This window comes from Nocardia sp. NPDC004711 (genome assembly GCF_053601595.1).
In genome coordinates this window covers 55,595-66,647 of record NZ_JBSGCB010000051.1, presented here as the reverse complement: position 1 = coordinate 66,647, position 11,053 = coordinate 55,595, and the positions used below count along the sequence as shown (strand labels likewise).

Annotated in this window: 15 protein-coding genes; 7 read left to right on the top strand and 8 right to left on the bottom strand. The window is 67.0% G+C overall.

The features are described 5' to 3' along the window. The 3 genes from ACWEKS_RS37680 to ACWEKS_RS37670 form a co-directional block, all read left to right on the top strand. The coding region (locus ACWEKS_RS37680) for an AMP-binding enzyme (protein ID WP_452344516.1) at positions 1 to 315 on the top strand (315 nt) is incomplete at its 5' end. A gap of 6 nt (positions 316 to 321) precedes the next feature. Beyond that, complete coding sequence (locus ACWEKS_RS37675) at positions 322 to 2,067, top strand: N-acyl-D-amino-acid deacylase family protein (RefSeq protein ID WP_452344515.1); 1,746 nt, start codon at positions 322 to 324, stop codon at positions 2,065 to 2,067. After that, entirely contained in the window at positions 2,064 to 2,843 is a 780-nt protein-coding gene (locus tag ACWEKS_RS37670; RefSeq protein WP_452344514.1) for an SDR family NAD(P)-dependent oxidoreductase, read from the top strand. The genes ACWEKS_RS37675 and ACWEKS_RS37670 overlap by 4 nt, the downstream gene beginning before the upstream one ends. A 145-nt stretch (positions 2,844 to 2,988) precedes the next feature. Here ACWEKS_RS37670 and ACWEKS_RS37665 read toward each other — a convergent pair whose 3' ends face one another. From ACWEKS_RS37665 to ACWEKS_RS37635, 7 genes are all read right to left on the bottom strand, one after another. Further along, a complete protein-coding gene (locus ACWEKS_RS37665) occupies positions 2,989 to 3,192 on the bottom strand; it encodes a DUF397 domain-containing protein (RefSeq protein ID WP_452344513.1) in 204 nt (67 codons plus the stop codon). Beyond that, entirely contained in the window at positions 3,189 to 4,067 is an 879-nt protein-coding gene (locus ACWEKS_RS37660; RefSeq protein ID WP_452344512.1) for a helix-turn-helix domain-containing protein, read from the bottom strand. Before ACWEKS_RS37660 ends, ACWEKS_RS37665 begins: the two co-directional genes overlap by 4 nt. A 628-nt stretch (positions 4,068 to 4,695) precedes the next feature. Further along, positions 4,696 to 5,685 (bottom strand): TauD/TfdA family dioxygenase, encoded by a 990-nt coding sequence (locus ACWEKS_RS37655; RefSeq protein WP_452344511.1) that lies wholly within the window; start codon positions 5,683 to 5,685, stop codon positions 4,696 to 4,698. 39 nt (positions 5,686 to 5,724) lie between these two features. Then, positions 5,725 to 6,156 carry an arsenate reductase ArsC gene (locus ACWEKS_RS37650; protein WP_364607638.1) on the bottom strand — a complete coding sequence of 144 codons (432 nt, stop codon included), beginning with the start codon at positions 6,154 to 6,156 and terminating at the stop codon, positions 5,725 to 5,727. A gap of 16 nt (positions 6,157 to 6,172) precedes the next feature. Next, positions 6,173 to 6,895 (bottom strand): aquaporin, encoded by a 723-nt coding sequence (locus ACWEKS_RS37645; RefSeq protein WP_452344510.1) that lies wholly within the window; start codon positions 6,893 to 6,895, stop codon positions 6,173 to 6,175. Next, positions 6,892 to 7,266 (bottom strand): ArsR/SmtB family transcription factor, encoded by a 375-nt coding sequence (locus ACWEKS_RS37640; protein ID WP_379445390.1) that lies wholly within the window; start codon positions 7,264 to 7,266, stop codon positions 6,892 to 6,894. The genes ACWEKS_RS37645 and ACWEKS_RS37640 overlap by 4 nt, the downstream gene beginning before the upstream one ends. 67 nt (positions 7,267 to 7,333) lie before the next feature. Next, positions 7,334 to 7,864 carry an ArsI/CadI family heavy metal resistance metalloenzyme gene (locus tag ACWEKS_RS37635; protein ID WP_452344509.1) on the bottom strand — a complete coding sequence of 177 codons (531 nt, stop codon included), beginning with the start codon at positions 7,862 to 7,864 and terminating at the stop codon, positions 7,334 to 7,336. A 101-nt stretch (positions 7,865 to 7,965) separates the two neighbouring features. On the opposite strand from ACWEKS_RS37635, the gene ACWEKS_RS37630 reads away from it, so the two are divergent. Continuing rightward, complete coding sequence (locus tag ACWEKS_RS37630; protein ID WP_364607655.1) at positions 7,966 to 8,325, top strand: Rv2640c family ArsR-like transcriptional regulator; 360 nt, start codon at positions 7,966 to 7,968, stop codon at positions 8,323 to 8,325. A gap of 163 nt (positions 8,326 to 8,488) precedes the next feature. Here the strand turns inward: ACWEKS_RS37630 and ACWEKS_RS37625 are convergent, their stop codons facing one another. After that, complete coding sequence (locus tag ACWEKS_RS37625; protein ID WP_452344508.1) at positions 8,489 to 8,764, bottom strand: hypothetical protein; 276 nt, start codon at positions 8,762 to 8,764, stop codon at positions 8,489 to 8,491. 380 nt (positions 8,765 to 9,144) lie between these two features. On the opposite strand from ACWEKS_RS37625, the gene ACWEKS_RS37620 reads away from it, so the two are divergent. The 3 genes from ACWEKS_RS37620 to ACWEKS_RS37610 all read left to right on the top strand — a co-directional run bounded on the left by ACWEKS_RS37620 (position 9,145) and on the right by ACWEKS_RS37610 (position 11,043). Beyond that, positions 9,145 to 9,543 carry a hypothetical protein gene (locus ACWEKS_RS37620; RefSeq protein WP_452344507.1) on the top strand — a complete coding sequence of 133 codons (399 nt, stop codon included), beginning with the start codon at positions 9,145 to 9,147 and terminating at the stop codon, positions 9,541 to 9,543. Between the two features lie 17 nt (positions 9,544 to 9,560). Next, entirely contained in the window at positions 9,561 to 10,487 is a 927-nt protein-coding gene (locus tag ACWEKS_RS37615) for an SGNH/GDSL hydrolase family protein (protein WP_452344506.1), read from the top strand. A 175-nt stretch (positions 10,488 to 10,662) separates the two neighbouring features. Then, complete coding sequence (locus ACWEKS_RS37610) at positions 10,663 to 11,043, top strand: hypothetical protein (RefSeq protein WP_452344505.1); 381 nt, start codon at positions 10,663 to 10,665, stop codon at positions 11,041 to 11,043. The last annotated feature ends 10 nt before the right edge of the window (positions 11,044 to 11,053 follow it).

Below are 11,053 nucleotides of genomic sequence, written 5' to 3'. Positions count from 1 at the left end.
GGTCGCCGTTCGGATCTGATCCTGCGGGGTGGGGAGAACGTGTATCCGCAGGAGATCGAGAACGTCCTCGACGAGCATCCGCTGGTGCGGGAGTCTGCGGTGATCGGTGTGCCGCACGAGGATCTGGGTCAGGAGGTCGCCGCGATCGTGGTGGTCGACGATCCGGAGTCGTTGTCGGAGGACGAGTTGCGTGATCATGTGGCCAGACAGCTGGCCTATTTCAAGGTGCCCGCGCGCTGGCTGGTCACCGCGGAACCCCTGCCGCGCAATGCCACCGGCAAGGTGCTGCGCCGCGACCTGACCCTGGGAAAGTGAATTCCTGTGTACGACACCATCATCAAGAACGGGCGCTGGTTCGACGGCACCGGCGCACCCTCGGCTATCCGTAATCTCGGCATCCGGGACGGCCGAGTGGCGACCGTGTCGGCCGCGCCGCTGGACGAGACCGGCTGTGCGCGAGTGATCGACGCGACCGGACGCTGGGTCATGCCGGGCATGATCGACATCCACACCCACTACGACGTGGAGGTGCTGCTGGATCCGACGCTGTCGGAGTCGCTGCGGCACGGCGTCACCACGCTGCTGCTCGGGTCGTGCTCGCTGTCCACCGTGCATGTCGGCGGCTCGGACGCGGGTGACCTGTTCGGCCGGGTGGAGGCGATTCCGCGCAAGCACGTGGTCGAGGCGGTGGACGCGCTGAAGACCTGGAACAGCGCGCACGGCTATGTGGCGGCGCTGGAGTCGCTGCCGCTGGGCCCGAATGTCGCCGCCTTCATCGGTCATTCGGATATCCGGGCGTCCCAGCTGGGCCTACAGCGGGCCACCGATCCGGATGTGCAGCCGACCGAGTCCGAGCTGACGGCCATGGAGCACAAGCTGACCGAGGCGCTGGACGCCGGATTCGTCGGCATGTCCTCGCAGCAATTGCTGTTCGACAAGCTGGACGGCGAGGTGTGCCGGTCGCGGACGCTGCCGTCGACCTATGCCACCGGCAAGGAGCGGCGGCGGCTGAATCGCATTCTGCGCGACCGCAAGCGGGCGTTGCAGGGCGGTCCCGACGTCGCCAAGCCGCAGAGCATGCTCGGCATGGTGGCCAGCAGCCTGGGCTTCTTCCGGCCCAAGCTGAAGGTGAGCCTGCTGTCGGCGGCCGACATCAAGGCGATTCCCGGTGTCGTGAAGGTCTTTCCGCTGCTGGGCCGGATCATCAACGGGCTCGGCGGCGACTTCCGCTGGCAGCACCTGCCGGTGCCGTTCGAGGTGTACTCCGACGGCATCGATCTGCCGGTGTTCGAGGAATTCGGCTCCGGCGCAGCGGCCCTGCACCTGTCCAACCAGCTGGAGGAGCGGCGGGAACTGCTGGCCGACGAGAACTACCGCCGCTGGTTCCGCAAGGACTACGACAAGAAGTGGGGTCCGCGGGTCTGGCATCGGGACTTCTTCGACGCCGAGATCACCGAGTGCCCGGATGCGAGCGTGATCGGCAAGACCTTCGGTCAGGTCGGCGTGGATCGCGGCGGCGTGCACCCGGTGGACGCCTTCCTGGATCTGGTGGTGGAGTACGGGCCCAAGGTGCGCTGGCGCACCACCATCTCCAATCACCGGCCCGAGGTGCTGGATGTGATGGCCGCGGATCCCAGTGTGCAGCTGGGCTTCTCGGACGCCGGCGCGCATCTGCGGAACATGGCCTTCTATAACTTCGGGCTGCGGCTGCTCGCGCGTGTGCACAAGGCGCAACAGGTGGGCCGGCCGTTCATGACCGTCGAGCACGCCGTGCACCGGGTGTCCGGCGAGCTGGCCGACTGGTACGACCTGGATGCCGGTCACCTGCGCGAGGGCGATCGGGCCGATGTGCTGATCATCGATCCGGCGAAGCTGGACGACAGCCTGGAGGCCTATGCCGAGAACCCGATTCCGGAGTTCGACAACCTCTCCCGCATGGTCAACCGCAATGACGACACCGTCACCGCGGTGCTGGTGAACGGCGAGTTCGTCTTCGGGCTGGGGGAGAAGGCCGACACCCTGGGTAAGGAACGCACCGGCGAATTCCTGCGGGCAGGTGCCCGATGAACGCCCGTAGATTCGAGGGCCGCGCCACGGTCGTCACCGGTGCGGCCTCCGGTATCGGCGCGGCCATCGCCGCCGCGCTGATCGCCGAGGGCGCGAACGTTGTCGGCCTCGACATCGACGAGGCAGGTCTCGGGAAGAAGGCCGCCGAACTCGGCGACGCCTTCGTCCCCGTGGTCACCGACGTCACCGACGAGGCCCAGGTGGAGGCCGGGATCGCCACCGCCGCAACCCGTTTCGGTCGTCTCGACGCGGCCTTCAATGTGGCGGGCGCGTCCCGTATCGGCGCGGTCACCGACCTCACCGAGGCCGACTGGGATTTCACTATCGACCTGATTCAGAAGAGCGTCTTCCTCTGCACCAAACATGAAGCGCGCCTGATGAAGTCGACCGGTGGCGGCGCCATCGTGAACATCTCCTCACTCGACGCCCGGGTGCCCATGCCCGGTGGCAGCCCGTACTCCACCGGCAAGGCGGGCGTGGTCATGTTCACCAAGAACGCGGCCCTGGAGCTGGCCCAGTTCCGTATCCGGGTGAACGCCATCCTCCCCGGCCTGGTGGACACCCCGCTGGTCGCGGCGGTCATGGGCTACGAGCCCGCCAAACAAATGTTCCTGGACCGCATCCCGATGGGCGCGCCCGCCACCCCGGAACAGATCGCCGCCCCCAGCCTGTTCCTCGCCTCCGATGACGCCTCCTACATCACCGGCATCGACATGGTGGTGGACGGCGGCTGGGAGCTGAGCAACTTCCCGAACTTGGCGAAGCTCGCAGGCTGAGCCGAGAACCCGCCCTGGGCATCGAAACACGTTCCAGCCCAGGGCGGTTCAGCTCATGCCTCGGCGACCGGCCAGGAAATGGGAATCCCGATTGCGTGCAGCCGGGCGGGCACCGCCGGCTTCACTGCGACCGCGCGGCGGACTATCAGGACAGATCGAACCGTCCGCCCTGCACAGCCCGAGTGAATACATCCCACTCAACCGGTCCGAAAACCAACGCGGGGCCAGGATTCTTGGAGTCCCGAACGGCGACTTGCTCCCTATCGAGGTGCGCGACCTCTACACACGTGTCTTGGGTCGCGGAGTGGCTGCTCTTGAACCACTGTGCGCTGGACAGGTCGGTGCTCACGCGTCGTACTCCCTCGCTGTCGCCAGGATCAAGTCCCTGGACCGCTCTTCGCCCAACGCTACACGCTGAATTTGCGCCAAAGCCGCCTGATACTGCGTGATCTCGGTCGGTTGGTCCAGATACAACGCTCCTGTGTATCCCTGCATGTAGACCACCGGTGGCTCGGTGAGCCGCGAGGTCGGATGGACAGGAAACTCCATGAATACAAACGAGTTGGTGATCAGGCCGAGGTGGCTGCCGACTTCCTGCGGGATGACCCGGACCGAGACGTTCGCTGTCTCTCCGACTTGCGCGAGGTGCCGGAGTTGGTCGGCAATGACGGCCGGTCCGCCCACTTGATGGTGCAGTACCGACTCGCCGAGCAGTACCCGAAGCTCGACCGGGTTGGCATCGTGGTGCAGCCGCGCCTGGCGGCGACTGTGCACCTCGACCAGCTTCTCGACGTCTTTGGTTGGGTGCATGGGGAATTCGATCCAGATCACGGCGCGCCGATAGTCGGGCGTTTGCAGCAATCCCGGCACGAGGGTGAGCTGAAATGTGGTCAGCCGCTTCGCAGCTCCCTCGAGTCCCAGGAACAGATCGGCATGCGCCGGCAGTGCATCGCCATAGCTGTGCCACCACCCGGGTTTCTTCGCTTCTGCGACCAGGCATACCAGTGCCGCGGTTTCGTCGTCGCTAGCGCCATACATCGCGCACAGGACGTTGACATAGAGTTCCTTCAACTTGGGGCCCGGTTGCCCGGACTCCATGCGCCACAGTGTCTGTGTCGACACTTCGATCGCTCGCGCTGCGGCCGAGGGGGATATCCCCGAGTGTTCTCGAAGCCGCTTCAGCTCGCGGCCGAGCATCCGACGGGGGACGGTCGATCCGGTCATGGTGCGTAGCCTCGCTAACCGTTGTTGTGCAGTTTGGAATCATTGTGCGAGGCAGATTGGAAGTGGCGCAGTAAATTCCACTAATCGCAGTTCGAAATCTTCCACACCGCATGGTATCGGCGTAAATCTGAAATCAGCGCGCGATAGCGCCGAACCGGACGGTATTTAGGGAGCCGTAATGCCTTGGGATTCTTGGATTTTGTCTCTTATGACCGTATTCAGTGTGTCGGCAATTCTGTTCTGTGTGGTCGGAGACCTCGGAACCGGACGCGACCATCGCAGATCGATCCGGCTGCGGCGGGTTGGTGGCGGCTATGTCGAAGTCCGAGTGGCGGCACGGCAACTGCCTGGTCGGCATCGTCGCAATGGCGGGAGATGAGCAGTGCCTCAACCAATCTCACATGAGGTCCCCGATTATCCCGTCCAGAATCTGGAGGTCGCGCGGCGCGGGCTGGAATCGCACGAGTCGTGCGATGGGCGGTGCGAGGCGAAACGCTATTTCGCCGCGCTCGTTCCGTATCTGGATATGCTCGCTCGACGTCGGGCGGCCTCGTCCAGATGGAATCTGTGGACCTCGCGGCAGTAGCGGGCGGGCGGCGAATTCGTGAGGCGTGCTGGTGGCTTCGGGTCAGTCGCGGCGCGGCGGGATGCCGTCGCGGAGGAGATCCTCGACGGTGGCGAAGGCGTGTGCCGTGAGCCAGAGGCGCAGCAGGTGCCGCCGCCGTTCGAGGTCCTCGTGGTCGGTGTACGCCTCCCGGCAGTGCAGGATCTTGGCGTTGTTGAGGATTTGCACGTCGCCGGGGGCGAACTCCATCGGGAGGTAGAAGCGCGGGTCGTTGGCGGTGTCCTCGAGCATTCGCATGGCTTCGAGCTGCGGGTCGGTCAGGGGCGGGACGTCCGGGTGACGCTGGGCGTCGCGGATGTACCAGCCGACGTAGAAGATCCGCGGTGTGCCATTGATGTCGTGGATCGCGGGCAGCGTGAAATACGGTGTCTCGCCGGGCGATTGTTCGTCGTTGCGGTCCCAGTGGAAGGGTTGCCGCAGGACCTCGATGAGGTCCGGTCGCTCGGCGAGGATGTGGTTGTAGACCGCCAGGGAACTGGCGATGCGGCTCTCCCCACCGGATTTCGCGGCATTCAGGCAGAGCAGCCCGACCAGGTCGGAGCCGTCGGTGTGAAAGTCCTGACGCTGGTTGGTGGTGTAGAGCCGCACCGCGGGGCTGTCGCGGGCAATTCGCTCGTCCCGCACATGGCCGAGCAGATCGCCCGCGGCGTTCTGGCTGACCGGGGTGCCCAGATGCAGGCCGAGACCCACATAGGCGAGCTCGGTTTCGGCCGGTGTGAGCAGATCCTGCGGGAAGCGCCGGATGAGCACGAAGGCGCGTCCGTGGGCGAGGGTGGCACTCCATTCCCGCAGCGGTTCGGCCAGCTCCGGGAGCGGGAAGTCCTCGCGTCGCATCGTCGCGGCGGTCAGGCCCGCGGCGATGGCGGCGCGGGCGGTATCGGCGATCTCCCGGCGCTGGGCATCGGTGAGCACTGTCGCCCACTCGGCGGGATCGCCGAGGTCCGCGCCGTGCCACACGGCCGGGGATTCCACAGGTTGGTAGGGGGCCGTCATGCGGGTGCTCCTGGTCGAGAGGTGGTCGTCGGGGCCGGTTCAGGACTGGACAGCGGTGTCAGTCCGACCGGCCGGCAGCAGTTCGCCGATGAGTTGTTCTACACGCGTGCGGATTTCATCGCGAATAGGCCGCACAGCGGCGACGCCCTTGCCCGCGGGGTCGTCGAGCTGCCAGTCGCGGTAGTCGACGCCGGGAAAGTACGGGCAGGTGTCGCCGCAGCCCATGGTGATGACGACGGTGGAGGTCTGCACGGTGTCGGGCGTGAGGATCTTCGGCGTCTGAGCGGTGATGTCGATGCCGAGTTCGGCCATCGCCTCGACCGCGGCGGGGTTGATGGTCTCGGCGGGCGCGGTCCCGGCCGACCGGACCTCGATCGCGTCGCCGGCCAGGTGGGTGAGGAAGCCCTGGGCCATCTGGGAGCGTCCGGCATTGTGGACGCAGACGAACAGCACGCTGGGTGTGGCGGTCATCGGCTGGGCGGGCCTTTCAGGAGGTCTGGATGTTGCGGGGCGTGACGATGTCGTCCGCCGGTACGGGATCGGGGTAGAGCAGGCCGATGAGGCCGAAACCGAGTGCGGCGCCGAGAATTTGGGCGGCGATGAACGCGGGCACCGATGCGGGGGCGATTCCGGCGAAGGTGTCGGAGAAGACGCGCCCGACGGTGACGGCCGGGTTGGCGAAGCTGGTGGAGCTGGTGAACCAGTAGGCCGAGCCGATGTAGGCGGCGACGGCCGCGGCCGAGAGTGCCGCGCGGCCGGTGCGGGCGAGCGCGAAGATGACCGCGATCAGTCCGGCCGTGGCGACGACTTCGCCGACCAGGTGTCCGGTGGTGACGCGGTGATGGGTGGCGATCTGGGCGGCGGGCTGGTCGAACATGATGTTTGCCAGCACCGCCCCCGCGATCCCGCCGGGGATCTGCGCACCGATGTAGGCCGCCAGGTCGGTGGCGCTCAGCCCGGTGCCGCGGCGGCGTCCGGCCCACCAATCCGCTGCCGAGACAACGGGATTGAAGTGAGCCCCGGAAACCGGGCCGAGCATCAGGATCAGGATGCCCAGTCCGAACACCGTGGCGGTCGAGTTCTCCAGCAGTTGGAGACCCACATCGTGTGCGGACAGTTGCTGGGCCGCGATCCCGGAACCGACCACTACGCACACCAGCAGACCGGTGCCGACGAACTCGGCCAGCAATCGTCGTCTCAGCGTGTTCATCGGACCGCCGCCTCGGGGAGCGCGATATCGAGTAGTGCCGAAAGCTGGTGCAGCGCGGCGGGTTCGACCCGGTAGTACACCCACGACCCGCGCCGCTCGCTCGACAGCAGCCCCGCCTCGCGCAATACCCGCAGGTGATGGGAGATGGTCGGCTGGGAGACGTCGAAGCCGTCGGAGATGTCGCACACGCAGGCTTCCTGCCCGGTGTGGCTGGCGATCACCGACAGCAGCCGCAAACGGACCGGGTCCGACAGCGCCTTGAACACGGCCGCCAGCTCCGTCGCGGCCTGTGCTGTCAACGGTTCGCGGACCAGGGGCGTGACCTCACACGCGGGTGGGGTCACGGCCAGCGGAAGCACTCGATTCGACACCCGTCGATATTGATGGATATCGAATCAGTGGGCAAGCGAACACCTGGTGAACGACCCCGGTGCGGGCTCAGCCGCAGCAGGATGCCCCGGAGGCCACGGCATCCGCCTTGGCCGCGCTGCCGCAGCAGGCCCCTTCGGCGGCGGCTTCCTCCGCGGTGCCGCAGCAGGCCGCCATGGCCTGCGCGTCGTCCGCGACCGCTCCCGAGGCCGGCACCGGTGCGGTGCCGAAGGTTTCGCTATCCGCCAGCACCGTGTAGACCTCCCAGCGCTCGGCGTCGGGCGCGGTGACCCACACCTTGTCCTGGGTGGCGAAGCAACAGGTGGTCGCGATCTGCTCCTCGGTGAACATCCCGGCCTCGGAGAGTCGCGCGATCTCGGCGTGCACCTGGTCACTGGACTCGACCTCGACCCCGAGGTGGTTGAGGCTGCCGCCGTGCCCCGGATTCTCGATCAGTACCAGCTTGAGCGGCGGCTCGGCGATGGCGAAATTCGCGTAACCCGGCTTGCGCTTGGCGGGCTCGGCCTGGAACAGGGTCGAATAGAACGCCACCGCCTGGTCGATGTTGTCGACGTTGAGAGCGAGCTGAACACGAGACATGAGACTGTACCTCCACTTGTGAGACATATGTCGAAGAACTGGTGTGACGAGTCTGCGCCACTATTTCGACATATGTCAAGAAGGTAGGTAACCTGGTTCGCATGCCCAAGGCGCTGCCCGTGATCGACATGTCCGCCCCGGTCTGCTGCGCCCCCGTCGCCGCCGGTCCCGTCGGCGACGCCGCCGCCCTGGAAATCGCCCTGCGCCTCAAGGCCATTGCCGACCCGGCCCGCGTGAAACTCCTGTCCCTCCTCCTCGCCAGCCCCCTCGGTGAAGAGAACACCGGCGACCTGGCCGCGGCTGTCACCCTCGCCGAATCCACGGTCAGCCACCACCTCGGCCAGCTGAAGAAGGCCGGCCTGATCGAGTCCGAACGCCGCGGCATGAACACCTACCACCGCGCCCAACGCGACTCCCTCGCCGCCCTGTGCGTCGTCCTCGACCCGAACTGCTGCCGCTAGCCGCAACTGTCGAGATCCGCGAACAGCCTCGGTTGTCAAAGGCTTTCGATGGTGTCGTGCTGTCCTGAGCGCCGGTAGTCGGGAGTCGCCGGCGGTGAGAATGCGGTGACGCGGCGGGCATTTCGTGAGCCGGCCGCGTCGATGCAGCCTCGTCGTGTTCGTGTCAGTGGACGCCGGAGCCGGTCGCGGCGTTGCTGTAGATCTGCGCCATGGGGCAGGTGGGCTGGGGGTCGCCGCCGCAGAAGACCAGGACCAGGAAGCCCAGGGGGAAGAGGATCGGTGCGGTCAGCACGTCGGTGAGGGCTGAGCCGGTGGTGGCCACCGGGGTCGCGACGACGGGGGCGGGAGCGGGTGCTGCCGCTGCTGTGGCGGCGGGCGCGGCCGACGCGAGTGCGATCGAGACGATGGCTGCTGCACCAAAACGCTTGGCAATGTTCACTATTGGTCCTCCTTGGCGGGAGAGTATCGATTTGCGAACACTGTAGTTCGTGAAGATTCGATATGAAGTGGTATTGCTTCAAATCGGGTGGGGTTGCGCGGGTGGGGTCGGGCGCTCGGCCGGGGAAGCCGATAGCGGCCCCTCCGTCCGGAATCTGTGCTTGGATACGCGAACCTGGGCGGCCTGGCGAGGTGGTCCGATGTGACCGTCCGTTGGAACGTGTTTCACTGAGTGAGGTGGGCTTGACCAGGGATTATCGGATTCGGTGCCCCGGAAGTTGGGGGCAGTTTCCCGAATCGGGGTGGGCGGGGTGAACGCGTTTTGTACACTCCCCGCTGAAGTGAATAGACGTCACTTCAGATCCTGAATTCGAGGTACCCATGAAGTCTTCAACACCGGTGGGGGTGTTTGCCGTCCGTGTCGCCGCGGCCGTGATCGGCGGGGGGCTGCTGATCGCGGGCATTGCCGGGTGCGGCAGCGACAAGTCGTCCGACAGTTCGCCGGGCGGCGCCACCAGCACCGCCGCCACATCGGTGAGCTCCACAGCCGCCCCCGCACCGACGACCGTCGCGCCCGCGCCGACCACCGAGGCCCCCGCGCCGCAACCGGCGGCCACGGAACCGGCCGCGCCGCAGCCCGTCGCGCCGGAGGTCGTCGCGCCGCAACCGGTTGCGCCGCAGCCGGCCGCACCCAAGCCTGCGCCGCAGACGCAGCAGCAGCAGAAGCCCGCGCCGCCGACCCTGGACGCGCCCGGATTCGAGCCGCGTGCGGGTTACTGAGAAGGCTGGACAGGTTCGTGCTGGGTAATGGCGGGCGGTGGCTGTGTGCTGCCGCGGTAGCGCTCGCGGCCTCGGTGTCGACCGTGGCCGCGGCGAACGCGGATCCGGCCTCGCCGGACGCCGCCCCCGCGGGCAAAGAGCTGGTAGTGCTGGGTGATTCGTTCTCCGCGAACGCCTGGGACTTCTTCGACGAGAGCAACAGCTGCCTGCGCCACGGCCGGACGGCCTGGCCGGTGCAGCTGGGCCGGCTCATGGGCGTGTACGGGACCGACGAGATGGCCGATCCCTCCTGCCCGGGCGCGTCGATCGACAGCGGCCCGGGGTGGAGCCTGGCCCAGGAGGCCCAGAAAGCGGACAAGGCAGGCGCTTTCGGGCCGAATACCAAGGTCGTCACACTGCAGTTCGGGCTCAACGACAAGTGGGGCAAGAACGACCAGACGCTCTGGAAGTCGTTGCAGGGCTGCGTGTTCAACCTGGTCGACGGCTGCGATCCGGAGTCGATCGACCAGGGCCGGATGCCCGACTACAACGGTGTGTCCGGGGCGTTGATGGCCAAGCGCATGAGCAATGCGGTGACCTACATCAGGTACTACGCACCGAACGCCCGCATCGTGTTCGTCGGCTATCCGGAGTTGTTCACCCCGGGCAGCAGCACGGTCTGTCTCAGCATCGGCGGCGTCGCGCCGTTCATCCAGTCGCGCGGTCGCGCGGTGGTGGAGTACTTCGACCGCATCGACCAGGCGCAGCGGGAAGCCGCCCAGCTGCTCGGCATCGAGTTCCTGGATTCCCGCGCGCTCACCACCGGTCATGGGCTCTGCTCGTCGCAGCCCTGGCTGAATGGCGTGTTCGATCCACGGACCGATCTCGACGGCCTGTTCTTCCATCCGTCGAGCCAGGGTGACGCCGTGGTCGCCAATGCCATCTACGACCGATACGGGCACTGATGCCATCGAGACTCCGTCGATCGGACCGTTGACCATCGATGGCCTCCTCGTCGAGTTTCCCGATTGTCCAGGGGTTTTGCGGTTTGCTGAATGCCGCACCCCGGCCGTCGGGGACTCTTGTACACTCCGCGCAAAAGTGAAAAGTCCACCGTTCAATTTGCGATTCGAGGGTTTCATGAAGTTCCGTATCCCAGGCGCACGCACCGCGGTGGCCGCCATCGGCGGGGTCGTGCTGATCGGCGCGCTGGCGGCGTGCGGAAGCGACAAGACCGCCGACACGCCCACCACCCCGGCGAGCACCACCGCTGCCGTCGTGAGCAGTTCGGCCGCTCCCGCGAGCAGCGCTGCCCCGGCGCCGAGCGCGGCCCCTGCGCCCGCCGCGGCCCCGGAGGTCGCGACCGAAGCACCCGCCCCGCAGCCGGCGGCCCCCGCAGCGCCCGAAGCGCCTGCGGCACAACCGGTTGCGCCCAAGCCCGCGCCGCAGACCCAGCAGGCGCCCAAGCCCGCGCCGCCGACCCTGGATGCCCCCGGGTTCGAGCCCCGCGCAGGCTACTGACGAAACCGGA

Excerpts from the sequence above, each read along its gene's own strand:
- ACWEKS_RS37670 (WP_452344514.1), top strand. The coding sequence starts at position 2,064 with ATGAACGCCCGTAGATTCGAGGGCCGCGCCACGGTCGTCACCGGTGCG.
- ACWEKS_RS37660 (WP_452344512.1), bottom strand. The coding sequence starts at position 4,067 with ATGACCGGATCGACCGTCCCCCGTCGGATGCTCGGCCGCGAGCTGAAG.
- ACWEKS_RS37655 (WP_452344511.1), bottom strand. The coding sequence starts at position 5,685 with ATGACGGCCCCCTACCAACCTGTGGAATCCCCGGCCGTGTGGCACGGC.
- ACWEKS_RS37650 (WP_364607638.1), bottom strand. The coding sequence starts at position 6,156 with ATGACCGCCACACCCAGCGTGCTGTTCGTCTGCGTCCACAATGCCGGA.
- ACWEKS_RS37645 (WP_452344510.1), bottom strand. The coding sequence starts at position 6,895 with ATGAACACGCTGAGACGACGATTGCTGGCCGAGTTCGTCGGCACCGGT.
- ACWEKS_RS37635 (WP_452344509.1), bottom strand. The coding sequence starts at position 7,864 with ATGTCTCGTGTTCAGCTCGCTCTCAACGTCGACAACATCGACCAGGCG.
- ACWEKS_RS37630 (WP_364607655.1), top strand. The coding sequence starts at position 7,966 with ATGCCCAAGGCGCTGCCCGTGATCGACATGTCCGCCCCGGTCTGCTGC.
- ACWEKS_RS37620 (WP_452344507.1), top strand. The coding sequence starts at position 9,145 with ATGAAGTCTTCAACACCGGTGGGGGTGTTTGCCGTCCGTGTCGCCGCG.
- ACWEKS_RS37610 (WP_452344505.1), top strand. The coding sequence starts at position 10,663 with ATGAAGTTCCGTATCCCAGGCGCACGCACCGCGGTGGCCGCCATCGGC.